25 protein-coding genes are annotated in these 25104 nt (G+C 70.9%); 16 read left to right on the top strand and 9 right to left on the bottom strand.

What is annotated here, in order from left to right; translation table 11 throughout:
• Positions 1-33: 33 nt before the first annotated feature.
• The 4 genes from nusA to rbfA all read left to right on the top strand — a co-directional run bounded on the left by nusA (position 34) and on the right by rbfA (position 4679).
• Positions 34-1023 (top strand): transcription termination factor NusA, encoded by a 990-nt coding sequence (gene nusA / locus ACPEH0_RS08905; RefSeq protein WP_217531199.1) that lies wholly within the window; start codon positions 34-36, stop codon positions 1021-1023.
• A gap of 9 nt (positions 1024-1032) precedes the next feature.
• Entirely contained in the window at positions 1033-1299 is a 267-nt protein-coding gene (locus ACPEH0_RS08900; RefSeq protein ID WP_217531200.1) for a YlxR family protein, read from the top strand.
• A 92-nt stretch (positions 1300-1391) separates the two neighbouring features.
• Positions 1392-4106 carry a translation initiation factor IF-2 gene (gene infB / locus ACPEH0_RS08895; RefSeq protein WP_197471562.1) on the top strand — a complete coding sequence of 905 codons (2715 nt, stop codon included), beginning with the start codon at positions 1392-1394 and terminating at the stop codon, positions 4104-4106.
• Positions 4107-4244: 138 nt separating this feature from the next.
• Positions 4245-4679, top strand: a complete 435-nt coding sequence (gene rbfA, locus ACPEH0_RS08890) for a 30S ribosome-binding factor RbfA (protein ID WP_366214162.1) — start codon at positions 4245-4247, stop codon at positions 4677-4679.
• Positions 4680-4688: 9 nt separating this feature from the next.
• Here rbfA and ACPEH0_RS08885 read toward each other — a convergent pair whose 3' ends face one another.
• Positions 4689-5555 carry an A/G-specific adenine glycosylase gene (locus tag ACPEH0_RS08885; RefSeq protein WP_366214164.1) on the bottom strand — a complete coding sequence of 289 codons (867 nt, stop codon included), beginning with the start codon at positions 5553-5555 and terminating at the stop codon, positions 4689-4691.
• Between the two features lie 23 nt (positions 5556-5578).
• Here ACPEH0_RS08885 and truB point away from each other — a divergent pair, with 23 nt between their 5' ends.
• Genes truB through ACPEH0_RS08865 form a run of 4 tightly spaced genes read left to right on the top strand, consistent with a single transcriptional unit; the run spans position 5579 to position 8302 of the window.
• Positions 5579-6472, top strand: coding sequence for a tRNA pseudouridine(55) synthase TruB (gene truB, locus ACPEH0_RS08880; protein WP_366214166.1), 894 nt, complete (start codon positions 5579-5581; stop codon positions 6470-6472).
• Entirely contained in the window at positions 6469-6837 is a 369-nt protein-coding gene (locus ACPEH0_RS08875) for a hypothetical protein (RefSeq protein ID WP_366214168.1), read from the top strand. The genes truB and ACPEH0_RS08875 overlap by 4 nt, the downstream gene beginning before the upstream one ends.
• Positions 6838-6881: 44 nt before the next feature.
• Positions 6882-7340 carry a hypothetical protein gene (locus ACPEH0_RS08870; protein ID WP_064001516.1) on the top strand — a complete coding sequence of 153 codons (459 nt, stop codon included), beginning with the start codon at positions 6882-6884 and terminating at the stop codon, positions 7338-7340.
• Complete coding sequence (locus ACPEH0_RS08865; RefSeq protein WP_366214169.1) at positions 7337-8302, top strand: bifunctional riboflavin kinase/FAD synthetase; 966 nt, start codon at positions 7337-7339, stop codon at positions 8300-8302. The genes ACPEH0_RS08870 and ACPEH0_RS08865 overlap by 4 nt, the downstream gene beginning before the upstream one ends.
• 30 nt (positions 8303-8332) lie before the next feature.
• Here the strand turns inward: ACPEH0_RS08865 and deoC are convergent, their stop codons facing one another.
• Complete coding sequence (deoC, locus tag ACPEH0_RS08860) at positions 8333-9043, bottom strand: deoxyribose-phosphate aldolase (protein WP_064001518.1); 711 nt, start codon at positions 9041-9043, stop codon at positions 8333-8335.
• Between the two features lie 238 nt (positions 9044-9281).
• Here deoC and ACPEH0_RS08855 point away from each other — a divergent pair, with 238 nt between their 5' ends.
• The 3 genes from ACPEH0_RS08855 to ACPEH0_RS08845 all read left to right on the top strand — a co-directional run bounded on the left by ACPEH0_RS08855 (position 9282) and on the right by ACPEH0_RS08845 (position 13519).
• Positions 9282-11438 (top strand): DEAD/DEAH box helicase, encoded by a 2157-nt coding sequence (locus ACPEH0_RS08855; RefSeq protein WP_366214170.1) that lies wholly within the window; start codon positions 9282-9284, stop codon positions 11436-11438.
• A gap of 94 nt (positions 11439-11532) precedes the next feature.
• Entirely contained in the window at positions 11533-12561 is a 1029-nt protein-coding gene (locus ACPEH0_RS08850; RefSeq protein WP_064001520.1) for an ATP-dependent 6-phosphofructokinase, read from the top strand.
• 10 nt (positions 12562-12571) lie between these two features.
• Entirely contained in the window at positions 12572-13519 is a 948-nt protein-coding gene (locus ACPEH0_RS08845; RefSeq protein ID WP_217531207.1) for a DMT family transporter, read from the top strand.
• Between the two features lie 5 nt (positions 13520-13524).
• Here the strand turns inward: ACPEH0_RS08845 and ACPEH0_RS08840 are convergent, their stop codons facing one another.
• Complete coding sequence (locus tag ACPEH0_RS08840) at positions 13525-15156, bottom strand: serine/threonine-protein kinase (RefSeq protein ID WP_366214171.1); 1632 nt, start codon at positions 15154-15156, stop codon at positions 13525-13527.
• A gap of 121 nt (positions 15157-15277) precedes the next feature.
• Positions 15278-15682, bottom strand: coding sequence for a peptide-methionine (R)-S-oxide reductase MsrB (gene msrB, locus ACPEH0_RS08835; RefSeq protein WP_064001523.1), 405 nt, complete (start codon positions 15680-15682; stop codon positions 15278-15280).
• An 87-nt stretch (positions 15683-15769) separates the two neighbouring features.
• On the opposite strand from msrB, the gene ACPEH0_RS08830 reads away from it, so the two are divergent.
• The 3 genes from ACPEH0_RS08830 to ACPEH0_RS08820 all read left to right on the top strand — a co-directional run bounded on the left by ACPEH0_RS08830 (position 15770) and on the right by ACPEH0_RS08820 (position 17018).
• Positions 15770-16030 carry a DUF3263 domain-containing protein gene (locus ACPEH0_RS08830; RefSeq protein WP_064001524.1) on the top strand — a complete coding sequence of 87 codons (261 nt, stop codon included), beginning with the start codon at positions 15770-15772 and terminating at the stop codon, positions 16028-16030.
• Positions 16031-16039: 9 nt separating this feature from the next.
• Complete coding sequence (locus tag ACPEH0_RS08825; protein ID WP_217531209.1) at positions 16040-16672, top strand: LytR C-terminal domain-containing protein; 633 nt, start codon at positions 16040-16042, stop codon at positions 16670-16672.
• A gap of 142 nt (positions 16673-16814) precedes the next feature.
• Entirely contained in the window at positions 16815-17018 is a 204-nt protein-coding gene (locus tag ACPEH0_RS08820; protein ID WP_064001526.1) for a cold-shock protein, read from the top strand.
• Positions 17019-17028: 10 nt separating this feature from the next.
• Here ACPEH0_RS08820 and ACPEH0_RS08815 read toward each other — a convergent pair whose 3' ends face one another.
• The gene (locus ACPEH0_RS08815; RefSeq protein WP_217531210.1) at positions 17029-17199 is read right to left on the bottom strand and encodes a hypothetical protein; all 171 of its coding nucleotides are present in this window, start codon (positions 17197-17199) and stop codon (positions 17029-17031) included.
• Positions 17200-17423: 224 nt separating this feature from the next.
• Between ACPEH0_RS08815 and groL the strand changes: the two genes are divergently transcribed.
• Positions 17424-19043 (top strand): chaperonin GroEL, encoded by a 1620-nt coding sequence (gene groL, locus ACPEH0_RS08810; protein WP_217531211.1) that lies wholly within the window; start codon positions 17424-17426, stop codon positions 19041-19043.
• A gap of 65 nt (positions 19044-19108) precedes the next feature.
• On the opposite strand, the gene ACPEH0_RS08805 is transcribed toward groL, so the two are convergent.
• The 3 genes from ACPEH0_RS08805 to ACPEH0_RS08795 form a co-directional block, all read right to left on the bottom strand.
• The gene (locus ACPEH0_RS08805) at positions 19109-19396 is read right to left on the bottom strand and encodes a WXG100 family type VII secretion target (protein WP_064001530.1); all 288 of its coding nucleotides are present in this window, start codon (positions 19394-19396) and stop codon (positions 19109-19111) included.
• Positions 19397-19508: 112 nt separating this feature from the next.
• On the bottom strand, positions 19509-21128 hold the full coding sequence (locus ACPEH0_RS08800; protein WP_217531212.1) for a sensor histidine kinase: 1620 nt from the start codon (positions 21126-21128) through the stop codon (positions 19509-19511).
• Positions 21129-21243: 115 nt separating this feature from the next.
• Positions 21244-21936: a response regulator transcription factor gene (locus ACPEH0_RS08795; RefSeq protein WP_036311868.1), complete on the bottom strand. Its 693-nt coding sequence runs from the start codon at positions 21934-21936 to the stop codon at positions 21244-21246.
• Between the two features lie 99 nt (positions 21937-22035).
• On the opposite strand from ACPEH0_RS08795, the gene ACPEH0_RS08790 reads away from it, so the two are divergent.
• The gene (locus ACPEH0_RS08790) at positions 22036-23373 is read left to right on the top strand and encodes a type II CAAX prenyl endopeptidase Rce1 family protein (RefSeq protein WP_366214172.1); all 1338 of its coding nucleotides are present in this window, start codon (positions 22036-22038) and stop codon (positions 23371-23373) included.
• Between the two features lie 18 nt (positions 23374-23391).
• On the opposite strand, the gene ACPEH0_RS08785 is transcribed toward ACPEH0_RS08790, so the two are convergent.
• Positions 23392-25035, bottom strand: coding sequence for a DNA repair helicase XPB (locus ACPEH0_RS08785; RefSeq protein ID WP_217531214.1), 1644 nt, complete (start codon positions 25033-25035; stop codon positions 23392-23394).
• Positions 25036-25104: the final 69 nt, after the last annotated feature.

Genomic DNA, 25104 nt, shown 5'->3' with positions numbered 1-25104 from the left:
CGCCGTGTTGAGCAACTGAAAAGGGAGGCACCTGTGGACATCGACCTGGGGCTGCTGAGGACTGTCGAGCGCGAGCGGGAGATCCCGTTCGAGGAACTGGTCCGGATCATCGAGCAGGCCATCCTGACCGCTTACGCGAAGCACACGTCCCCCGACGGTGAACTCCCCGAGGGCGCGCGCGCCCGGCTCGACCGCAAGACCGGTCACGTCGCCGTGTACATCCCGCTGCGCGACGAGGAGGGCGCCGTCATCGGCGAGGAGGAGTCCACGCCGGACGACTTCGGCCGGATCGCCGCCTTCGCCGCCAAGCAGGTCATCAGCCAGCGTCTGCGCGACATCGCCGACGACGCGGTGCTCGGCGAGTTCAAGGGCAAGGAGGGCGACATCGTCGCGGGCGTGGTCCAGCAGGGCCCGAACCCGCGCATGGTGCACGTCGACCTCGGCACGATCGAGGCGATCCTCCCTCCCGAGGAGCAGGTCCCCGGCGAGGACTACGCCCACGGCTCCCGCCTGCGCGTTTACGTGACCTCGGTCTCGAAGGGCCTCAAGGGGCCGCAGATCACCGTCTCGCGGACGCACCCGGGTCTCGTCCGCAAGCTCTTCGCCCTCGAGGTGCCCGAGATCGCGTCGGGTGTCGTCGAGATCGTCTCGCTCGCCCGTGAGGCCGGCCACCGCACCAAGATCGCCGTCAAGGCGAACGACCCCGCCGTCAACGCGAAGGGCGCCTGCATCGGCGAACTGGGCCGCCGCGTGCGCGCGGTCACCGAGGAGCTCGGCGGCGAGAAGATCGACATCGTCGACTACGACGAGACCCTGCCGAAGTTCGTCGCGAACGCCCTCTCGCCGGCGAAGGTCACCTCGAGCTTCGTGCTCGACCAGGCCACGAAGGCCGTGCGTGCCCTCGTCCCCGACTACCAGCTGTCGCTGGCGATCGGGAAGGAAGGCCAGAACGCCCGGCTCGCCGCGAAATTGACCGGCGCGAAGATCGACATCCAGCCCGACAGCATTCTCGACGAGTCCTGACGCGGTAGGATGGAACCTGTTCGAACGTGCGTGGGATGCCGCGCGCGTGCCCCCCGGTCCTCGTTGCTCCGCATCGTGGCCCGGGACGGTGCCCTCGTCATCGACGAGAAGGCCGTCCTGCCGGGTCGGGGCGCGTGGGTGCATGACACGGACACCTGCGTGACGACCGCTCTCAAGCGGCGGGCATTCGGACGCGCACTACGGGCATCCACTCCGCTGGACACAGCGGGACTGGATGCGCGGACCACCAGAGAATCCCTCCAGCGAAACGGCTGAACGGCTATGGACACAAAGTGAACGGCTCGAAATGAGACCCGTCCGCGAATGACGGTCCGCCCTGTCCGGGGCGGGCCCCAGACAGGAGAATTGTGGCAAAACCACGCGTGCACGAGATCGCTTCCGAGCTCGGCGTCGACAGTAAGGTCGCCCTCGCGAAGCTGAAGGAGCTCGGCGAATTCGTCAAGAGCCCCTCATCCACCATCGAGCCCCCCGTGGCTCGCAAGCTCCGCGCCGCCCTCGAGGCGGAAGGCGTGAAGGCACCTGCCGCCGCGCCCGCGAAGCCCGCGGCGAAGGCCCCGACATCCGGTGCGACCCCCGGTCCCCGCCCGTCGGCACCCAAGCCCGCCCCGGCCCCCGAGCCCGCCGCGCCTGCGGCCCCCGCTCAGCCGGCCGCTGAGAAGCCCGCACCGTCGGCACCCGAGGGCGGTGCGCCCAAGCCGGGCGCCCCCGCTCCCGCGAAGCCCGCGTCGCAGGCCCCGCGTCCCGGCGGCGCTCCGCGCCCCGGCAACAACCCCTTCGCCAGCTCGCAGGGCATGGGTCAGCGTCCCGCCGGCCCCCGCCCCGGCAACAACCCCTTCGCCTCGGCGCAGGGCATGGGCCAGCGTCCGACGCCCGGCAACATCCCGCGCCCGCAGGCGCCGCGTCCCGGTTCCCCGCGTCCGGGTGCCCCGCGTCCCGGCGGCGCCGGTCGTCCCGGTGGCGGCGGTCGTCCGGGTGCACCGTTCCAGCAGCGTCCGGGTGGTCCCGGTCGCCCCGGCGGCGGCGGCTTCGGCGCTCCGCGTCCGGGCGCCCCGGCCGGTGGTTTCGCCGGTCGTCCCGGTGGCGGCGGCGGTCGTGGTCGTGGACCCGGCGGCGGTACCGCCGGTGCCTTCGGTAAGGGCGGCGGCAAGTCGAAGCAGCGCAAGTCGCGTCGGGCGAAGCGGCAGGAATTCGAGATGCGGTCGGCGCCCGTCGTCGGCGGCGTCAACGTCCAGAAGGGCAACGGCGAGGTCATCCGGCTCCGCCGCGGCGCGTCCATCGCGGACTTCGCCGACAAGCTCGAGGCACTGCGCGGATACACCGTCCAGCCCGGCACCCTGGTGACGATCCTCTTCAACCTCGGCGAGATGGCCACGGCCACCGAGTCGCTGGACGAGGCGACGTTCGAGATCCTCGGCGAGGAGCTCGGCTACAAGATCCAGATGGTCTCGCCCGAGGACGAGGACAAAGAGCTCCTCGAGGGCTTCGGTCTCGACCTCGAGGCCGAGCTGGAGGCGGAGAACGAGGACGACCTCGAGATCCGTCCTCCCGTGGTCACCGTCATGGGCCACGTCGACCACGGTAAGACCCGACTGCTCGACGCCATCCGCCAGACCAACGTGGTCGCAGGCGAGGCCGGCGGCATCACGCAGCACATCGGTGCGTACCAGGTCTGGACCGAGCACGAGGGCATTGAGCGCGCGATCACCTTCATCGACACCCCGGGTCACGAGGCGTTCACCGCCATGCGTGCCCGCGGTGCGCAGGTGACCGACCTCGCGATCCTCGTGGTCGCGGCCGACGACGGCATCATGCCGCAGACGGTCGAGGCGCTGAACCACGCCCAGGCGGCGAACGTGCCGATCGTGGTCGCGGTCAACAAGGTCGACAAGCCCGACGCCAACCCGGCGAAGGTCCGTCAGCAGCTCACCGAGTACGGCCTCGTGGCCGAGGAGTACGGCGGCGACGTCATGTTCGTCGACGTGTCGGCTCGTCAGGGCACGAACATCCAGGCACTGCTGGATGCCGTCCTCCTCACCGCCGACGCGGGCCTGGACCTCACGGCCAACCCGAACAAGGCGGCGCGCGGTGTCGCGATCGAAGCGAAGCTCGACAAGGGTCGCGGTTCGGTCGCCACGGTGCTGATCCAGTCCGGAACGCTCCGTGTCGGCGACGCGATCGTCGCGGGTACCGCGTACGGCCGCGTCCGCGCCATGATCGACGAGAACGGCGATGCGGTCGACGAGGCCTACCCGTCGCGTCCGGTCCAGGTGCAGGGTCTGAACTCCGTGCCCCGCGCCGGTGACGTCTTCATCGTGACCGAAGAGGACCGCATGGCCCGCCAGATCGCCGAGAAGCGTGAAGCGGTCGAGCGCAACGCGCAGCTGGCCAAGGCCCGCAAGCGCATCTCGCTCGAGGACTTCACCCGCGCTCTCGAAGAGGGCAAGGTCGAGTCGCTCAACCTCATCATCAAGGGTGACGTCTCCGGTGCCGTCGAGGCGCTCGAGGAGTCGCTGCTCAAGATCGAGGTCGACGACAGCGTCCAGCTGCGCATCATTCACCGCGGTGTCGGTGCGATCACCGAGTCGGACATCAACCTGGCGACGATCGACAACGCGATCGTCATCGGCTTCAACGTCCGTCCCGACACGAAGGCCCGCGAGCGCGCCGCCCGTGAAGGTGTGGACGTCCGGTTCTACTCGGTCATCTACAACGCGATCGACGACGTCGAGCAGTCCCTCAAGGGCATGCTCAAGCCGGAGTTCGAAGAGGTGCAGTCGGGTGTCGCCGAGATCCGCGAGGTGTTCCGCTCCTCGAAGTTCGGCAACATCGCCGGTGTCATCGTCCGCTCGGGCACGATCACGCGCAACGCCAAGGCGCGCGTCATCCGCGACGGCGTCGTGATCGCCGACGGCCTGGCCATCGAGTCGCTGCGCCGCTTCAAGGACGACGTCACCGAGGTGCGTACGGACTTCGAAGCCGGTATCGGCCTCGGCAAGTACAACGACATCCAGGTCGGCGACGAGATCGAGACGACCGAAATGGTGGAGAAGCCGCGCGGCTGATCCACGGTGTTGCTACGGCGATGGATGCCGCCGGGATAACGGGACCCCCAAGACCCCGACTATCCCGGCGACATCCATCGCCTCCGCAATTCCTCCGTCAGCCGATCGCGGCCGGGGGAGAACAAGAGGAGAAGGACTATGGCCGGGGAACGGCAGGCACGGTTGGCGGACCGCATCCGCGTGCTCATCGCGGAGCGCCTCGACAAGGGGCTGCGCGACCCGCGGCTCGGATTCGTCACGATCACCGACGTGCGCGTCACGGGCGACCTGCAGCACGCGTCGGTCTTCTACACGGTCTACGGCGACGACGAGGCCCGCGAGGGCACGGCTGCGGCGCTGAAGGCCGCGACGGGGATGCTGCGCAGCGAGGTCGGGCGACAGCTCGGCACGCGCCTCACGCCGTCGCTGGAGTTCATCCTCGACGGGCTGCCCGAGAACGCCGGCCACATCGAGGACCTGCTGCGCGAGGCGCGCGAGCGCGACGCGGCCGTGGCGGCCACCGCCGCCGGCGGCACCTACGCCGGCGAGGCGGACCCGTACGTCAAGCCGCGCGAGAGCGACGAGGAGGACTGAGCGGTCCGGTCAGCGGGGCAGGTGCAGGGCACCGTCCGTGACCTCCACCAGCCCGTCGGCGATCAACGAGTCGACGGCCCGGTTGCGCTGAGCGGCATCGGGCCACTCCGAGGCCACCTCGTCCGCAGGGACGGGGTGGCCTTCGGTATCTCGCAGCGCCTTCAGGATCGCTCCGCGGGCCTGGCGGTCGCTGCCCTCGTAGCGCGCCTGCTTGCGCCGGTCGTCGCCGGTGTCGGGGTATCCCGCCGCCCGCCAGGCGCAGACGGCCGCGAGCGGGCACGCCTCGCACCGCGGCGCACGCGCCGTGCAGACGATCGCGCCCAGCTCCATCGCGGCGGCGTTCACGACCGCGGCGTCCTCGTCGTCCGCGGGGAGGATCGCCGCCATCGCCGCGAGGTCCGCCTTCGCGGGCGGTCCGGGCTGCGACCGGCCGTCGACGGCGCGCGCCAGGACGCGACGGGTGTTGGTGTCGACGACCGGATGCCGGTCCCCGTACGCGAACACTGCCACCGCGCGGGCCGTGTAGTCGCCGATCCCGGTGAGGGCGAGCAGGGCGTCCACGTTGCGGGGGACGACGCCGTCGTGCCGGTCCCGGATCTGCGTCGCCGCGCGGTGCAGCCACAGCGCCCGGCGGGGATAGCCGAGGTTCGCCCACAGCCGCACCGCGTCGGCCGGGGGAGCGGCCGCGAGGTCGGCGGGGGTGGGCCAGCGCGCGAGCCACTCCTCGAGCCGCGGGACGACCCGCGACACGGGCGTCTGCTGCAGCATGAACTCGCTGACGAGCGTGCCCCACGCGCCGAAGCCGTCGCGCCGCCAGGGCAGGTCGCGGGCGTTCTCGCGGTACCACGCGATGAGCGGCGAGGCGAGGTCGGGCACCGCTCCAGCCTAGGCTGGAAGCCATGCAGCAGAGCCAGGGGAGCGGCGGGATCCTCCTCGTCGACAAGCCGGGCGGCGTGACGAGCCACGACATCGTGGCGCGGACGCGCCGCGCCCTGAACACCCGCAAGATCGGCCACGCCGGCACCCTCGACCCGATGGCGACCGGGCTGCTCGTCCTGGGCGTCGGTCACGCCACGCGGCTGCTCACCTACGTCGTCGGACTCGACAAGACCTACGAGGCCACCATCCGCCTGGGTGTCACGACGGACTCCGACGACGCCGACGGTGTCGAGACCGCCAGAGCGGATGCCGGTGGTGTCGCCGACGACGCGATCCACCGCGGCATCCGCACCCTGACCGGACCGATCTCGCAGGTGCCGAGCACCGTCTCGGCGATCAAGGTCGGCGGGCGCCGCGCGTACGACCTCGCGCGCGCGGGCGAGCAGGTCGAGCTGAAGGCGAGGGATGTCCTGATCAGCCGGTTCGAGGTGCGCGGCATCCGTCGGGGCGTCGACGTCGTCGACGTCGACGTGGTCGTCGACTGCTCGAGCGGCACGTACATCCGGGCCCTCGCCCGCGACCTCGGCGCGGACCTCGGCGTGGGCGGGCACCTCACAGCGCTCCGGCGCACGCGGATCGGTCCGTTCGACGTCGCCGACGCCGTCACCGAGCTGACCGAAGACGTCCCGCTGCAGGATGCCGCGGGTGTCGCGGCATCCCTTCTCGGCACCTTCGCGGTCACCGCCGACGAGGCGCGCGATCTCCGTCACGGCAAGCGTCTGGTCGGGGCGGCGGACCGCCTGCCGGCCGATACACCCGCCGCGATCGCCCCGGACGGTGCGCTCGTCGGGATCGTCGGCCGTCGCGGCGACGACGTCAAGAGCCTCATGAACATGCCCGAGGAGCAGCCGTGATCGCGTGGTTCACCGTCGTCCAGATCGCCGTCGCGTGCGCGGCGGGTCTGCTGTGCACCGTGCTGGGTCTCGCCGGCCGTCGCCCGAGCGATCTCACCGTGGGTACGCAGGCGCTCGTCCTGCTGCTGCTCATCGTGCAGGTCGTGATCGCGATCATCGCCCCGCTCGCCGGCAACCCGCCGACGGGGGACCTGCTGGAGTTCTGGGTCTACCTGGTCTCGGCGGTCCTCATCCCGCCGGCCGCGGTCGCCTGGGCGCTCATCGAACGCGGTCGCTGGAGCACGGTCGTCATGGGGATCGCCGCGTTCGCGATCGCCATCATGATCTGGCGCATGAACGTCATCTGGACGGTGCAGGTCGCCTGACCCCGGCCGGGCCGCGTCCGCGGCGGTCGTAGGATTGAGGGGCCATGCCTGAGACCGCGCCGACCTCGACCGCTCCGTCGGCCGCCTCCCCGCGTCGGATGACCGGTGTCGGGCGTGTGCTCGTGGTCGTCTACGCGATCATGGCCCTCGGCGCGACGGGTCGTTCGTTCGTGCAGATCGTCCGCGAGTTCGACGACGCACCGCTCGCGTACTCGCTGTCGGCCCTCGCCGCGCTCGTCTACATCCTCGCCACCCTCGCGCTCGTGTTCAGCGCGTCCGAGCGGTGGTACCGCGTCGCGTGGGCGGCGATCGTCTTCGAACTCGTGGGTGTGCTCGTCGTCGGGACGCTCTCGCTGACGCATCCCGAGCTCTTCGACCACCCCACGGTGTGGTCGGGGTACGGCATCGGATACGTCCTCGTCCCGCTCGTGCTGCCCTTCCTGGGGCTCTGGTGGCTCATCACCCACCGGCACGCCCGGTCCGCCGCGGAGGGCGCCGCGTGATCGTCTTCCGCGATCCCGCCGAGGTGCCCGCGGGCTTCGGCCCGAGTGTCGTCGCGATCGGCAAGTTCGACGGCGTGCACTCGGGGCACCGCGCCGTCATCGACCGCGCGCGCGTGGCCGCGATGGACGACGGCGCACGCGTGGTCGCCGTCACATTCGACCGCAACCCGCTCGCCCTGCTGCGACCGGACCGCTGCCCCGAACCCCTCGTGAGCGTGGATCAGAAGATCGCCCTGCTCGCCGAGGCCGGCGTCGACGCGGTGCTCGTGCTGCGCTTCGACGAGGAGCTCGCCGCGCTCGCGCCCGAGGAGTTCGCGCAGCGCATCCTCGTCGACGCCCTGCACGCGGTGTGCGTCATGGTGGGGGTCGACTTCCGCTTCGGACGCGGCGGAGCGGGTGATCCCGCCTTCCTCACGACGTTCGGCGAGACCCACGGGTTCACGGTGGACGTCGTGGGCGACGTCCAGGGCGGCGGACGCCGGGTCTCGTCGACCTGGGTGCGCGAGATGCTCGCCGCCGGCCAGGTGGAGGACGCAGCGCGTCTGCTGGGGCGCCCGCACGCTGTCCGCGCCGAGGTGGTCCACGGGCTCAAGCGCGGTCGCGAGCTCGGCTACCCGACCGCCAACCTGTCGACGGATGCCGAGGGATTCATCCCCGCCGACGGCGTGTACGCCGGCTGGCTGATCGACGAGGGGACGGATGCCGGGCGCGTCCGCCCCGCGACGCGATACCCGGCCGCCGTGTCGGTCGGCACGAACCCGACGTTCGACGACGTTCCCCAGCGTCAGGTCGAGGCGTACGTCCTCGATGAGACCGGCCTCGACCTCTACGGCCACACGGTGCAGGTGCAGTTCACCGCCCGCATCCGCGGCATGGTCCGCTTCGAGGGCATCGAGGCCCTCATCGAGCGGATGGATGCCGACGTCGCCGAGGTGCGGGCGGCGCTGCAGCCCGGCGCCTGAGTCCGAGCGGCGCGGGGCGAGCCGCGCCGGTCAGTACGAGCCGGAGTCGACCGCTCCGGTCGCCTCGTCGCCGGCGTCGATGCGACGCGCTTCGCCGAGGATGACGGCGCTGCCGCTCGTGCCGAGGCGGGTCGCGCCGGCCTCGAGCATCGCGATCGCGTCGGCGTAGCTGCGCACCCCGCCGGAGGCCTTCACCTCGACGCCTGCACCCACGGTGCGACGCATGAGCTGGACGTGGGGGATCGTTGCCCCACCGCCGGCGAATCCGGTCGAGGTCTTCACGAAGTGGGCGCCGCCGGCCTCGGTGAGGCGGCTGCCGCGCTCGATCTGCTCGTCGTCGAGCAGGGCCGTCTCGAGGATGACCTTCGTGACGCGGCCCTCCGCCGCCGCGACGACCGCGCGGATGTCCTCGACCACGACGTCGTCGAAGCCCGAGCGCAGCGCGCCGATGTTCACGACCATGTCGACCTCGCTCGCGCCGTCGGCGATCGCCTGTCGCGTCTCGGCCACCTTCGCGGCGGTCGAGGTGGTGCCGTGCGGGAACCCGATGACCGTGCCGACCGCGACGCCGGTGCCGTCGAGGCGGGCCACGGCGTGGGGGATGTCGCTCGGGCGCACGCAGACGCTGAACACACCCCATTCCGCGGCGATGTCGAGCTCGGCGTCCACGTCGGCGCGGGTGAGCTCCGGCTTGAGGATCGCGTGGTCGATGGTGGCGGCGAGTTCGCGTTCGGTGGGCATGACACCAGCGTACGCGGCACCGCGCGCGGCACCGCCGAGTCGCGGTGGGAGCCCGGGACCGCGACGCGCTAGAATGACGGGGAAGGGCCCGTCCCGTCGCCGCAGCTCGCAGAAGCGAGTACCCGCAGCCGTGACGACCCGGGGACCACATCCGCGCCGCGACCGACGTTGCGGCCTCGAAGACCGTCGTCTCGCACGACGCTCGCCGGCATCCGCCGGTGTCACGCTCAGGAGGAGCATGCCGACCACGGCAGCCACCGCCCCCAAGACCGCCGCTCGGCGTCGTCGGGGATCATCGTCGCGCCGAGACGACGAAGCACCCCTCATCCCGATCCTCGCCCGCAAGGTGCGCGAGGTCGAGGCGAAGGCGCAACGCGGCAAACTCGGACCGACCAACCGCGTCAAGTTCCAGGTGATCGCCTTCCTCGTGCGCGAGGAGCGCGCCCGCGTGAAGGCGGCGTCCGACATCGCCGACGGTGCGCGCGCCGAGCTGCTCAAGCGCCTCGACGGCGTCGCGACGATCCTCGCCAAGACCGCGGCCCGCGACACCTCCCTCATCCAGCTGCTCGAGGTCGATCAGGCGACGTCGCCCGTCGCGCGTCGCATGCGCCGCGACTGGCTGCTCGAGTCCGGGGCGGAGCTGCCCGAGGACGAGCTCATCATCACCGACGCGAAGCCCGTGCAGGCTCCCGTCGTCCCCGAAGCGATCGCCGACCGCCAGGTCGTGCCGCCGCAGGTCGAGGCCCGCAAGGAGGCCCATCCCTTCCTCGCCCCCGATGTCGCCCTTCGCGCCCCCGTGTCGACGCCGCGGCGCCGGCTCGACGGGTGGGAGCTCATGGGCCCGCTGTACAAGGCGTTCGAGACCGGTGCCGGGGGAGGGGCCGCGTCGATGGACCTGCCGCCCGTCCCCGAGTTCGACCGCATCTCGCCCAAGGGGCTCGACGTCATGCCGCACCAGTCGCGGTTCCTCGAGGCCGTCCGCACGGGGCACCGCAGCTTCCTGCTGGCCGACGAGCCGGGTCTCGGCAAGACGGCGCAGTCGGTGCTCGCGGCATCCGTCGCCGACGCCTACCCGCTGCTGGTCGTCGTCCCCAACGTCGTGAAGATGAACTGGGCGCGCGAGGTGGAGCGGTGGACCCCGCAACGTCGCGCGACCGTCATCCAGGGCGACGGCGAGACGATGGATGCCTTCGCGGACGTCTTCATCGTCAACTACGAGATCCTCGATCGCCACCTGTCCTGGCTCAGCTCGATCGGGCTGAAGGGCATGGTCGTCGACGAGGCCCACTTCATCAAGAACCTCACCTCGCAGCGCTCGCGCAACGTGCTCGCGCTCGCCTCGCGTATCCGCGAGCAGGTGCGCGATCCGCTGCTGCTCGCCCTGACGGGTACCCCGCTCATCAACGACGTCGAGGACTTCGACGCGATCTGGCGCTTCCTCGGCTGGACCAACGGCGAGAAGCCCGGTCCCGAGCTGATGGCGCGCCTCGACGAGACCGGCCTCACCCCCGCGGACAAGGCGTTCTACCCCGAGGCCCGCTCCGCCGTCATCTCGATGGGCATCGTGCGGCGCAAGAAGAAGGACGTCGCCGCCGACCTCCCCGACAAGCTCGTCGCCGACCTCCCCGTCGAGCTCGACGACGAGTACGGCCGGTCGATCCGGGCCGCCGAGCGGGAGCTGGGTGAGCGTCTGGCGGCGAAGTACCGCCGGATCATCGAAGCGCGCGGCGACCGCGTCGTCCGCGGCGAGGCCGACGAGGACATCGTGCGTCTCGTCGCGCACGGCGAGCTCGAAGAGGCCAAGGCTGCCGGCAGCGGCTCCGAGAACGTCTTCACGATGGTCCGCCGCATCGGTCAGGCGAAGGCGCAGCTCGCCGCCGACTACGCCGCGCAGCTGCAGCGCTCGGTCGGCAAGGTGGTCTTCTTCGCCAAGCACATCGACGTGATGGATGCCGCCGAGGCGCACTTCGCCTCGGCGGGGCTCCGGACCGTCTCGATCCGCGGCGACCAGACGACGCCCGTCCGCCAGCAGGCGATCGACGCGTTCAACGGCGACCCCGACGTCGCCATCGCGGTGTGCTCGCTGACGGCGGCCGGTGTCGGCCTCAACCTGCAGGCCGCCTCGAACGTCGTGCTCGCCGAGCTCAGCTGGACGGCCGCCGAGCAGACGCAGGCGATCGACCGCGTGCACCGCATCGGTCAGGGCGAGCCGGTCACGGCGTGGCGCATCATCGCGGCGCACACGATCGACACGAAGATCGCCGAGCTCATCGACAGCAAGCAGGGTCTCGCGCAGCGCGCCCTCGACGGCGACGCGGTCGACCCGACCTCGAGCGATTCCGTCCAGCTGTCGGCGCTCATGCACCTGCTGCGGCAGGCGCTCGGCGCCGCCTGAGCCCGCTCGGCTGGCAGGCGACGCCGTCGCGGCGATAGTGTCATCGAGGCAGCGTCGCCCCCAGCACCAACCCGAGATCACCTAAGGACCCCTCATGAAGATCGGTATCCTCACGAGCGGCGGCGACTGTCCAGGACTGAACGCCGTCATCCGGGGCATCGTGCTGAAGGGCACGACCACGTACGACATCGAGTTCGTGGGCATCCGCGACGGGTGGCGCGGCGTGGTCGACGGTGACTTCTTCCCGCTCACGCGCCACGAGGTGAAGGGTCTGTCGAAGGTCGGCGGCACGATCCTCGGCACGAGCCGGACGAACCCCTACGAGGGCCCGCGCGGCGGCGCCGAGAACATTTCGAAGACGATGTACGGCCACCGTCTCGACGGCATCGTCGCGATCGGCGGCGAGGGCACCCTGGCTGCGGCCGACCGGCTGCACAAGGACGGCATCAACGTCCTGGGTGTGCCGAAGACCATCGACAACGACCTCCACGCCACCGACTACTCGTTCGGCTTCGACACGGCGGTGAACATCGCGACCGAGGCGATGGACCGCCTGCGGACGACCGGTGACTCGCACCAGCGCTGCATGGTCGCCGAGGTGATGGGTCGTCACGTGGGCTGGATCGCCCTGCATTCCGGGATCGCGGCCGGCGCGCACGTCATCTGCATCCCCGAGCACCCGATGTCGATCGACGAGATCGCCGAGCAGGTCCAGAAGGCCCACGACCGCGGTCGTGCGCCGCTCGTGGTCGTCTCGGAGGGCTTCACCCTCACCGGCATGGACGAGGCGTACAGCGACAAGGGGCTCGACGCCTTCAACCGTCCCCGCCTCGGCGGCATCAGCGAGATCCTCGCCCCCGAGATCGAGCGGATCACGGGCATCGAGACCCGCGCGACCGTCCTCGGCCACATCCAGCGCGGCGGTTCGCCGTCGGGCTTCGACCGTGTCCTCGCGACACGTCTGGGCCTGCACGCCGCAGACGCCGTCGTCGACGGCGCATGGGGCCAGATGGTCGCCATGCAGGGCACCGAGATCGTCCGGGTGCCCTTCGCGGAGGCGCTCGGGTCGCTTCACACCGTGCCAGCGCACCGCTACGAAGAAGCCGCCGCGCTGTTCGGTTGAGTCGGCTCGCGTGACGGGCCCGTCCGCGCGGACCTCGCTGGCGCCCGCCCTGGTGGGTGCGGTGTCGGTCGGCGTCCTCACCGCCGTCCAGGCGCGCATCAACGGCCAGCTCGGCGTGCGTCTCGAGCACGCCATGGTGGCCGCCGTCATCTCGTTCGGCAGCGGTCTGCTGCTGATCGTGCTCGTCTCGGTGCTGACCCCGGGTGGGCGTCGCGGTGCGGTCCTGCTGAGCCGCGGCATCCGTGAGCGCAGCATTCCGTGGTGGATGCTGGTGGGCGGCGCCGCGGGAGCGTTGACCGTCGGAACGCAGGCCGTCGCCGTCGGGATCGTGGGGGTGTCGCTGTTCACGGTCGGCATCGTCGCAGGGCAGACGGTGGGCGGGCTGATCCTCGACCGGGTGGGGTACGGGCCCGGCGGGGTCGTCGCCGTCACGGTGCCGCGACTGGTCGGCGGCGCGCTCGCCCTGGCCGCCGTGGGCGTGGTGCTGATCTCGGGGGACGGGCTGGCGGGCGTGCCCGTCTGGATGGTCGTGCTCCCCGTCGTCGTCGGAGCGGGACTCGCCTGGCAGCAGGCGACCAACGGCCGGCTGCGGGTGCGCGTCGGGACCCCGGTGACGGCGACGCTCGTGAACTTCACGCTGGGGACGGCGATCCTGGCGATGCTGGCGGTCGTCGTGACGATCGTCGACGGACCACCGGCGCCGCTGCCCTCGGAGCCATGGCTCTACCTCGGCGGCGCGCTCGGCGTGGCCTACATCATGCTGTCGGCCGCCCTCGTCGCCCGCACGGGGGTGCTCCTGTTCGGGCTGGCCGCGGTGTCGGGGCAGCTCCTCGCGTCGCTGGCTCTCGATGTGCTCTGGCCGGCGCCGGCCGGACCGGGGGTCGTCATCGAAGCCGTCACCGTCGTCATCGGACTGGCGTCGGTGTTCGTCGCCGCGTTCTGGCCGGTCCGGCGCTGACGCGGTCAGCCGGTCGGGGCGGGGGACGGTTCGGCGGGAGCGGGGCTGTCGGCCGGGTCGGGCTCGGTGACCGCGCCGTCGACGGGTGCGGGGCTCGGCTCGACGGGGTCCGTGACGCTGTCGTCGACCGTGCTGCCGTCGACGGTGCCCTCGTCGTCGGTGGCGCCGTCGGTCGGGGCCGTCTCCTCCGCCGGCTCCGTGGCGCCCTCGTCCGGTGTCGCCTCCTCGTCGGGCGCCTCGGTGGTCACCTCGGGCGTCGGCGTCGTTCCCTGCTCGTCGGTGGTGTCCGTGTCGCTCACGGTGTCGACCTCGTCGGGGGCCTCGTCCTCGGTGAGCGGGGCGGTCGGACTGACGTCCGGGGTCGGGTCGGTGACGGGAGCGGGGTCGGCGGGAGTCACCTCGTCGCCGCCGGCGGTGAGGGCCAGGATGCCGCCGGTCCCGGCGACGAGCGCCGCCGCGGCGGCCGCGGTGATCCAGACCGTCGCTCGGCGCCGCGACCGTCGGCGGGGCCGGCGTTCGGCCGGCTGACCCTCGGCAGGGGCTGCCGGGGCGGGCGCCGCGTCGATGGTGCGCGTCGCCTCGGCTGCAGGCGAAGCGCTGGAGGCGGCCGCCAGCACACTGGTGGGGGCCGTCGCGGGCGTGGATGGAGGGGGAGCGGCGTCGGTCGCGGCGGCCCCGGCGGGCAGGAGAGCCTCGGTCGCCGCATCCGGAGCATGGTCGACAGAGCCCGCCGCCATCGCTGCGCCGGCGCTGCCGACGGCCACCGCGCCGGCAGCGGGAAGCGCTTCGGTGCGGGCGTCGGACGTGGTCGCGGCGAGCGCGCGTGCGCGCATCGCGACGTCGAGGGCCGTGGGCCGCTCGGCCGGGTCGATGCGCGTCATGTCGCGCAGCAGGTTCCGCCATTCCGGGTCGAGCTCCGCAGGGATCTCCGGTGGGGCCTCGAGTCGGGCGAGGGCGGTGGCGACGCCGGCCGCGTCGGGGAAGGCCCGCTTCCCTGTCAGGGATTCGATCAGGACCAGGCCGAGGGCGTAGACGTCGGCGGGCGGTGCCGGATCGACGCCCTGTACCTGCTCGGGAGCAAGGTAGGCGGCGGTGCCGATCACCTCGCCGGGGTTCGTCACCCGTGCGGTGTCGACGAGATACGCGATACCGAAATCGGCGAGCTTCGCGCGGAACTCGTGATCGGGGAGGTGAGACGGTGCGAGCAGGACGTTGGATGGCTTGACGTCGCGGTGCACCACGCCGGCGCCGTGTGCGACGTGGAGGGCTTCGCCGAGCGCGGCGGCCATCGTCGCCGCCGCGGATGGGGTCAACGGAGACCGGGCGATGCGCGTCGTGAGGGTGGGTCCCTCGACGAGCTCCATCACGAGGTAAGGGGGGTCCGCGTCGAGTTGCGCGTCGTAGAGCGTCACCAGCGACGGGTGGTTGAGCGCCGCCAGCACGCTGACCTCGCCGCGCGCACGGCTGTCGGCGGCGACTCCGTCGGACCCCGAGCGCACGACCTTGATCGCGACCTCTCGGCCGAGGACGGCGTCCTCGCCGCGGTACACGTCGGCCATGCCGCCGCGGCCGAGCGTCTCACCGAGACGGTAACGGCCGCCCAGCAGGTCGTCTGCGTGGTCGGTGGTCTCGGGCATGTGCATCCTCCGACCGCGGCGTCCCTCACCGCGTCCGAAGCCACGCTAAACGCACGACGCCGCGCCGACACCGGGGTTGACGGTGTCGGCGCGGCCTGCAAGCGGGGCGGTGCCCCGGAGGTCAGTCGTTCTTCGGGGTGAACGACAGCGACAGCGAGTTCATGCAGTAACGGTCGCCCGTGGGGGTGCCGAAACCGTCGGGGAACACGTGCCCCAGGTGCGAGCCGCAGTTCGCGCAGCGCACCTCGGTGCGCACCATGCCGTGGCTGCGGTCCTCGATGAGCTCGACGGCCTCCGGGCGGACCGACTCGTAGAAGCTCGGCCAGCCGCAGTGCGAGTCGAACTTGGTGCCGCTCTGGAACAGCTCTGCGCCGCACGCGGCACAGGTGTACAGGCCGGCGCGGTCCTCATCGAGGAGTTCGCCCGTCCACGCGCGCTCCGTCCCGGCCTGCCGCAGGACGGCGTACTGCTCGGGAGTCAGCTCCTCCCGCCACTGCTCGTCGGTCTTCTCCACGCGATAGCTCATGTGTTCTTCCTTCCCTCGACATATTCAACCGGACGAACCGCCCCGATGTTCCGGGGTGACGGAGGATCTCGGTCGTACCGTGGGGGAGTGCCCCTCTCCGATCGCGACCGCGCCGTCCTCGATTTCGAGGCGCGCTGGCACGGGCACTCCGGGGCGAAGGAGGAGGCGCTGCGCGCCGAGCTCTCGCTGACCCCGGCGCGCTACTACCAGCTGCTGGGGCGGATCCTCGAATCAGCGGATGCCGTCGCCTACGATCCGGTCCTCGTGCACCGTCTGCGGCGGCTGCAGACTGCGCAGGAGCGGGAGCGGCGCACCCGCTCCAGGGTGCTCCCGGCATCCGCCCGGTAGCATGCTCGGGTGCCGTCTCCGACCTCCCCGCCCGAGCCAGAGCAGCCCACCGCCGCGGACCCGTCCGAGACCGCGGCGCGCTCCGCAGTGAAGGATCGCTTCGACGACCTCCCGGCCCGTCCGGCTCGCATCGGGGCGCACCGCGCCGAAACCCCGCGGCTGCGCGTCGGCGTCATCGTGCTGTGGTCCGTGGTGGCTACCGTCGCCATCGTCGCGGCGGGGGTGCTCAGCACCCTGTTCGCGACCGGTCGACTGGACTTCAACGCCCGTTCGGCGCCCGGTTCGTCGTCGCAGGTGGTCGCTCCGCAGGTGGACACGTCGTACGAGGTGCTCGTGCTGAACGCGACCCCCGACGCCGCGCTGGGTGACGCCGTCCGCCAGGACGTGATCGCCGCCGGGTGGGCGGAGGCGGACGTCCAGGAGAGCAGCGCCAGCTCCGACGACTTCCCGACCACGACCGTCTATTACGGCACGACCGCCGACGAGGCTGCCGCCCGCGGTCTGGCGGATGCGATCGGCGGCGCCGAGGTCTCCCTCGACGACACGTATCAGGTCGTCGCGCCGCCCGAGACGGCGAGCGCCGGCGGTGATCCGCGATCGCAGCTCGTGGTGATCGTCGGGCTCGATTTCGGCTCGGAGTGACCCGTCCGCGGCGGCTCGGCCGTCGCGTGTTTCGCCGCCGTAAACACTTGGGTTCGGGAGTGTCAACAAAGCCGGGAACCGCCGGATCCGGCAGGGGGCCGTGGCTAGCATTTCGGGTGTCCCACAGCTTCAGGAGATGCGCATGACCCAGGGAACCGTCAAGTGGTTCAACGCCGAGAAGGGCTTCGGCTTCATCACGCTCGGCGACGGACAGGATGTCTTCGTCCACTACTCGAACATCGAGATGTCGGGGTTCCGCGTGCTCGAAGAGGGTCAGGCCGTCGAGTTCACCGTCGGGACCGGGCAGAAGGGCCCGCAGGCCGAATCCGTCCGCGTCGTCGCCTGACGCCGGTCGGTCAGCCCGCGTAGCGGGCGAGGAACGGCCCGCTCAGCTCGGGCGGGTTGAGTTCCGCGGCGGAGTGGTTCTCGATGGACTCGGACGCATCGCCGTCGAGCGTGGCGACGGCGTCATCGAACGCGGCGAGAGTCGCCTCGCGCAACACTGCGCGGATGGCGGGGCGGCTCATCCGGGGACCTCTGCGACCGTGATCATCCATTCCTCCATGCGGTGAGGGGGCCGTCGCCGCGGCGTGTGCCACGGTAGCGCGAGCCGGTGTCGCGCGGCTTGCACTCCCTAGGGCCGAGTGCCAGAATGATTTAGCACTCACTCATCCTGAGTGCCAGAACTATCCCGCTCCCAGTCCCTGGGGGCACGGTACTGAACCTCACGTCCGGGAGGGACGACACACTTATGGCAAAGATCATCGCTTTCGACGAGGAGGCCCGCCGCGGCCTCGAACGCGGCCTCAACACCCTGGCCGACGCCGTCAAGGTGACCCTCGGCCCCCGTGGCCGCAACGTCGTGCTCGAGAAGAAGTGGGGCGCTCCCACGATCACGAACGACGGCGTGTCGATCGCCAAGGAGATCGAGCTCGACGACCCGTACGAGAAGATCGGCGCGGAGCTCGTCAAGGAGGTCGCGAAGAAGACCGACGACGTCGCCGGTGACGGGACGACGACCGCCACGGTCCTCGCTCAGGCGCTCGTGCGCGAGGGTCTGCGCAACGTCGCGGCCGGTGCCGACCCGATCTCTCTCAAGAAGGGCATCGAGAAGGCCGTCAAGGCTCTCTCCGACGAGCTGCTCGCCGGCGCGAAGGAGATCGAGACCAAGGACCAGATCGCGGCGACGGCATCCATCTCGGCTGCCGACCCCGAGATCGGCGCCCTGATCGCCGAGGCCATCGACAAGGTGGGCAAGGAAGGTGTCGTCACCGTCGAGGAGTCCAACACCTTCGGCACCGAGCTCGAGCTCACCGAGGGTATGCGCTTCGACAAGGGCTACATCAACCCCTACTTCGTCACCGACGCCGAGCGTCAGGAAGCGGTCTTCGAGGACCCCTACATCCTGATCGCGAACCAGAAGATCTCGAACATCAAGGACCTTCTGCCCGTCGTCGACAAGGTGATCCAGGACGGCAAGGAGCTCCTGATCATCGCCGAGGACGTCGAGGGTGAGGCTCTCGCGACCCTCGTGCTCAACAAGATCCGCGGCATCTTCAAGTCGGCTGCCGTCAAGGCCCCCGGCTTCGGCGACCGTCGCAAGGCTCAGCTGCAGGACATCGCGATCCTCACGGGTGGCCAGGTCATCACCGAGGAGGTCGGTCTCAAGCTCGAGAACGCCACCCTCGACCTGCTCGGCCGTGCGCGCAAGGTCATCATCACCAAGGACGAGACCACGATCGTCGAGGGTGCCGGTGACGCGTCGCAGATCGAGGGTCGCGTGACCCAGATCCGTCGCGAGATCGAGAACACCGACAGCGACTACGACCGCGAGAAGCTGCAGGAGCGCCTCGCCAAGCTCGCCGGCGGCGTCGCCGTCATCAAGGCGGGTGCGGCCACCGAGGTCGAGCTCAAGGAGCGCAAGCACCGCATCGAGGACGCCGTTCGCAACGCGAAGGCGGCCGTCGAGGAGGGCATCGTCCCCGGTGGTGGCGTCGCGCTGATCCAGGCCGGCGAGAAGGCGTTCGCGAGCCTCGAGCTCGAGGGCGACGAGGCGACCGGCGCGAACATCGTCAAGGTGGCCATCCAGGCTCCCCTGAAGCAGATCGCGCTGAACGCCGGTCTCGAGCCCGGTGTCGTGTCGAACAAGGTCGCCGAACTCCCCGCGGGTCAGGGCCTCAACGCCGCCACGGGCGAGTACGTCGACATGTTCGCCGCGGGAATCATCGACCCGGCCAAGGTCACGCGCTCCGCGCTGCAGAACGCCGCGTCGATCGCAGGTCTGTTCCTGACCACGGAGGTCGTCGTCGCCGACAAGCCCGAGAAGGTCGCGGCGCCGGCAGGCGACCCGACCGGTGGCATGGACTTCTGATCCACCGCTGAACGGCTCACGAAGGGCCCCTCCTCCGGGAGGGGCCCTTCGTCGTCCGCCGACGGTCAGCGGAACATGCCGGCCGCGGCCATCTCGGTCTGCGCGTACTGCTGACCGACCGCGCCGAGCGCCGTGCTGATGTCGGCGAGCGCGGCATCCAGTTCGCGTTGCGCGGCGCGCCAGCGCTCGACGACGGACTGGAAGGCGACCGACGCGCTCCCTGTCCACGACCCCTGCAGCTGGGTCAGGTGCCCGAGCATCGCGGTGGTCTCGGACTGGACACGGTCGCCCGTCGCACGGATCGTGCTGGTGGCGGCGAGGACGGCGTCACTGTCGACGGTGAAGGTGGACATCGCGGTTCCTTTCGATCGGATGCCGCCACGCTAGGAGCCGGGCAGGAGCGATCCGCGAGCAGGCCGCGGCCCTGGGGACGCCGGCGAAGGACGCGTGCCTGGGGAGGAGGCGTCAGACATCCTCTCGCGGGGCGCGCGGCAGCGGCTGGGTCGCGAGATCGAGTGCGGCGCCGGCCGTCGCCCGGTCGACCGCGAGCGGCAGCCACACCGTGAACGTCGCACCGCCGCCGGGGGTGTCGGTCACCTCGATCGTGCCCTGCAGGGTCGCCACGATCGACGCGACGATCGACAGTCCGAGCCCCGACCCGCCGGTCTCGCGGGTGCGCGAGGAGTCCGCGCGCCAGAAGCGCTGGAAGATCTTGGCGCGGATCTGCTCCGGGATGCCCTCACCGTGATCGGCGACCGCGATCCAGCCGCGCGCGGTCTCAAGGTCTGCGCCCACGGAGAGCTCGATCGGCGACCCTTCCGGGGTGTAGCGGCGCGCGTTGCCGAGGAGGTTCGCCACGACCTGCCGGATGCGGTTCTCGTCGCCGAGCACGATCGGCGCCGGGGTGGCGGGGACGACGGGCACGACGATCGGCGACGTCTCCAGTGCGGGGGGCGGGGCATCCGCTCGGCCCCGTCGGCGCAGCAGTCGTCCGGCGCCGGCGATCGGTCCGCCGCGGCGCTTGGGTGATGCCGGGTCGGGCTCGGTGAGCATGGCGAGGGGGATCGCCGAGCTCGGCGCCTGCCCGGTGAAGGTGACTTCGCGATCGGGCGCCGCCGCGCGGGCGTCGAGGGCGGCGTCGCGGGCGATGGGCCGGAGGTCGACCGGGATGACGGCGATGTCGCGCTGCTCGTCGAGACGCGCGAGGGCGAGGAGGTCCTCGACGAGGGCCCCCATCCGGATCGCCTCCTTCTCGATGCGTTCCATGGCCTGCGCCGTCTGCTCCGGGTCCTGGATGGCGCCCATCCGGTAGAGCTCGGCGTATCCGCGGACGGTCACGAGCGGGGTCCGCAGTTCGTGGCTCGCATCGCCGATGAAGCGTCGCATCCGCTCGACCGTGGAGTCCCGCTCGCCGAGGGCCTCATCGATGCGGTCGAGCATGACGTTGATCGCGGTCTTCAGGCGCCCGACCTCGGTGCCCGGAGCGATGTCGCTCATGCGCTGACTGAAGTCGCCCTTCGCGATCGTCATGGCGGTCGATTCGACCTGCCCGAGACCGCGGAAGGCGAGGGTGACGAGACCGCGGGTGAGGACCGCACTGCAGAGGATCGTGAAGAGGGCGAGCGCCGTGTAGATGCCGATGTAGTTGGCGACGGTGCGGTTGACGTCGTTCAGGGGCAGCGCCACCAGCTGCGTGTAGTAGTCCCGGGAGCCGGGGATCGGCAGGGTGTCGACGCTGGCGCGGTAGCGGACGGTGCCGTCGGCCGAGGCGAGGTCGAAGGGCGCCGTCCCGTTGAGGACGGTCTGATCGAGGGAGAACGTCGAGGGGAACTGAGGCGGGGAGAGCGAAGAGTCACCGCCCGCGACGGCGAGGAGCCGCCCGTCGCCCTTGCCGCTGTAGACGGCGACGGAGAAGTCGGTCGGCGCTGCCGCGATCGGGGTGAAGGTCGCCTCGCCGCCGTCGAGGTCGACGTTCATGAGGTTGCTCGCGATGTCGGTCGTGACCGTCTGGGTGAGCGACTGGTCGACCGCGTTCAGCTGCGCGTTGCGCAGGAAGATCATCGTGCCGACGCCGGCGCCGATCATCCCGAAGGCGAGGACGCTGACGGTGACGCCGGTGACCTTCGCGCGCAGACTGAGGCCGCGCCACCACCGGGTGACGCGGTCCTGCTTCTCGGTCGGGCCCAGGGGGCGCCTCCGTTCAGGCGGTGCGGTCGGCCTTCAGCATGTATCCGAAACCGCGCTTGGTCTGGATGAGCGGCTCGGAGGAGTGCGGGTCGATCTTGCGGCGCAGGTAGGAGATGTAGCTCTCGACGATGCCGGCGTCGCCGTTGAAGTCGTACTCCCACACGTGGTCGAGGATCTGCGCCTTGCTCAGCACCCGGTTCGGGTTGAGCATCAGGTAGCGCAGCAGCTTGAACTCGGTGGGGGACAGGTCGATCGAGACGTCGCCGACCTGGACGTCGTGCGTGTCCTGGTCCATCGTGATCTCGCCGGCCTTGATGATCGAGTCCTCGTCGGCCTGCATCGTGCGGCGCAGGATCGCCTGGATGCGGGCGACGATCTCGTCGAGGCTGAAGGGCTTGGTGACGTAGTCGTCGCCGCCGGAGTTGAGGCCCTCGATCTTGTCCTCGGTCGCATCCTTCGCGGTGAGGAAGAGGATGGGGGCGGTGTAGCCCGCGCCGCGGAGGCGCTTGGTGACGCTGAACCCGTTCATGTCGGGCAGCATGACGTCGAGGATGATGAGGTCGGGTTCTTCCTCGAGGACGGCCGAGATGGTCTGGGCGCCGTTCGCGACGGCGCGGACCTGGTATCCGGCGAACCGAAGACTCGTGACCAGCAGGTCCCGGATGTTCGGCTCGTCGTCGACGACGAGGATTCGCGCAGCGGTCATGAGCCCATACTGGCACCGGAATCCATCGGTTTGCTGGACATTCCGGCGTCGGGTCGCCTCAGGGTACGATCCCCGCCCGGCGTGGGACAGGATGGAACGGTGACTGTTCCGCAGCCCCGATCTCCCCAGCCCCTTCCCGCCGACGCGACCGGTTCCGGTCTCGCATTCCACCGGCTCGTCTTCGCGCGCCAGCGCCGCGGCTGGTGGGTGCCGATCGTCACCGGCATCCTCGGTGTCGTCTTCTTCCTCGTCGGCTCGCTCCTGATCGGGCTGGTCTTCGGGATCCTCGTGTTCGCTGCGGACCCCGGCGCCGGTGCCGAGGTGATGCTGCGACGGCTCACCGTCATGGACGTCACCGATCCGGTGGGGCTCGCGGTCATCCTCCTCTCGCTCGCCATCCTCTGGCCGTCGTACCTCTTCGCCTCGTGGATCGTCGCGGGCAAGCGGATCGGCCACATCTCGTCGGTCGCGGGTCGACTGCGGTGGCGATGGATGCTGGTGTGCACCGGTGCCGCCGTCGTGGTCTACATCGTGGTGTCGGCGCTGACCTTCCTGATCCCCGTCGAGGAGGGCTCGAGCGGTGACCTGGTCGCGCCGCAGGACAACCCGTCGTTCGTCGCGTCGCTCCTGGTCGTGCTGCTGTTCGTCCCGTTCCAGGCGACCGCCGAGGAATACGTCTTCCGCGGCTACCTCATGCAGACGGTCGGGCGCTGGCTGCGGCATCCTGCCTGGGCGATCCTCCTGCCCGTGCCGCTGTTCGTCCTCGGACACGTGTACGACGTGCTGGGGCAGACGAGCGTGGCCGCGTTCGCCATCGCGGCGGGCTGGCTGACCTGGCGGACCGGGGGACTCGAGGCGGCCATCGCGCTGCACGTGATCAACAACATCGTCGCGTTCGGGTTCTCGGTCTTCGGCCTCAGCGACGCGAACGCGGCCGACACGACCGTGCTCGGCCTGGTGTCGTCGCTTGTGATGATCGGCATCTACGTCGGGGTCGTGGAGTGGCTGTGGCGCCGCGGCGACGGTCGTCGCACGCTGCGTCTGACACCCGCACCGGAGCCCGTCTACGCTCCGCCGGTCTACGGGCAGCCGATCTACGGACAGCAGCCTGTGTACGGCCAGCCGCCGATGTACGGGCAGCAGCCGGTGTACGGCCAGCCGCCGATGTATGGACAGCCGCCGGTGTACGGGCAGCCTCCCGTGTACGGTCAGCCGCCCCTCGTCCCCGAGCCGCAGCCGACGCCGCCGGCCGAGCCGTACTCCGGGCCGCCGCTCGAGCCGCACCAGGCGCCGCGATGGGGCGAGTATGCGCCGGCACCCGACTCCTCGCCGACCCCGGACCCGACGCCGACCGCCGCGGACGGGGGCCCGTCGTCGGACACCTCCGGACCGTCGGGCGACGGCGGGGCATCCGGATCGTCCTCGTCGTCGGACTGACGCCGACCTCCGCGTCGCTCAGGCGGCGCGGAGGTCGTCGGCGTCGAGGATCGTGTAGCTGTAGCCCTGCTCGGCGAGGAACCGCTGGCGGTTCTGCGCGAAGTCCTGGTCGACGGTGTCGCGGGCGATGAGCGTGTAGAAGCTCGCCTTGTGCCCGTTCGACTTCGGACGCAGGAGGCGCCCGAGGCGCTGCGCCTCCTCCTGACGCGACCCGAACGAACCCGACACCTGGATCGCGACGGAGGCGTCCGGCAGGTCGATCGAGAAGTTCGCGACCTTCGAGACGACGAGCACCGGGATGCGGGCGTGCCGGAACGCGTCGAACAGCTCTTCGCGCTCGTCGACGGGCGTCGAGCCGGTGATCTTGGGTGCGCCGAGTTCCTCGGACAGCACGTCGATCTGGTCGAGGTACTGCCCGATGACGAGGATCTGCTCGCCCTGGTGCTTGGCGACGAGGTCGCGGACGACGTCGATCTTGGCGTGCGCGGTCGCCGCGAGGCGGTACCGCTCGTCGTCGGCGGAGGCCGCGTACTCGAGGCGATCGGATGCCGGCAGGTCGATGCGCACCTCGTAGCAGACCGCGGGCGAGATGAAGCCCTGCGCCTCGATCTCCTTCCACGGGGCGTCGAACCGCTTGGGCCCGATGAGGCTGAATACGTCGCCCTCGCGGCCGTCCTCGCGCACCAGTGTCGCGGTGAGGCCGAGTCGCCGCCGTGCCTGCAGGTCGGCGGTCAGCTTGAACACGGGGGCGGGCAGCAGGTGCACCTCGTCGTACACGATGAGACCCCAGTCGAGCGCGTCGAGGAGCGCGAGGTGGGCGTACTCGCCCTTCCGCTTCGCCGTCAGGATCTGGTACGTCGCGATCGTGACGGGCTTGACCTCCTTGGACTGGCCGGAGTACTCGCCGATCTCCTCGGGGGTGAGCGAGGTGCGCTTGAGCAGCTCGTCGCGCCACTGCCGGGCGCTGACGGTGTTCGTCACGAGGATGAGGGTCGTCGTCTTCGTGTCGGCCATCGCCGCGGCGCCGACGAGCGTCTTGCCCGCGCCGCAGGGGAGTACGACGACACCCGATCCGCCCTCGCTGAAGATGTCGACGGCCTTGCGCTGGTACGGGCGCAGCGTCCAGCCGTCCTCGTGCAGCTCGATCTCGTGCGGGGTGCCGGGGGTGAACCCGGCGTGGTCCTCGGCCGGCCAGCCGATCTTCAGAAGTTCCTGCTTGATCTGGCCGCGCGCCCACGCGTCGATGACATAGGTGTCGGGCGTCGGGTGCGCGATGAGGAGCGGCTGGATGCGGCGGTTCCGCGCGATCTCGGCGAGCACGGCCTTGTCGGTCGAGCGCAGGATGAGGGTGCCCTCGTCGTCGCGCTCGATGACCAGGCGCCCGTAGCGGCCGACCGTCTCGCGGATGTCGATGGAGACCGACGGCGGCACGGGGAACTTCGCCCACCGCTCGAGGGTCGCCAGCATGTCCTCGGCGTCGTGGCCTGCGGCGCGGGCGTTCCACAGGCCCAGCCGCGTCACGCGGTAGGTGTGGATGTGCTCGGGGGCTCGTTCGAGCTCGGCGAAGATCGCGAGTTCGTGCCGCGCGTTCTCCGCGTCGGGATGCGCCACTTCGAGCAGCACGGTGCGGTCGCTCTGGACGATGAGGGGGCCGTCAGCCATAACGGACGATTCTACCGGCCCCGCCGGTCGCCCCGGCCCGACCGGCCACAGTGCGTCGAGGCGTCGCAG

This window comes from Microbacterium sp. NPDC079356 (assembly GCF_049545465.1).
Lineage (GTDB): Bacteria > Actinomycetota > Actinomycetes > Actinomycetales > Microbacteriaceae > Microbacterium > Microbacterium gawkjiense.
The sequence above is the reverse complement of the archived record's forward strand: the minus strand, read 5'-3'. Positions and strand labels throughout refer to the sequence as shown.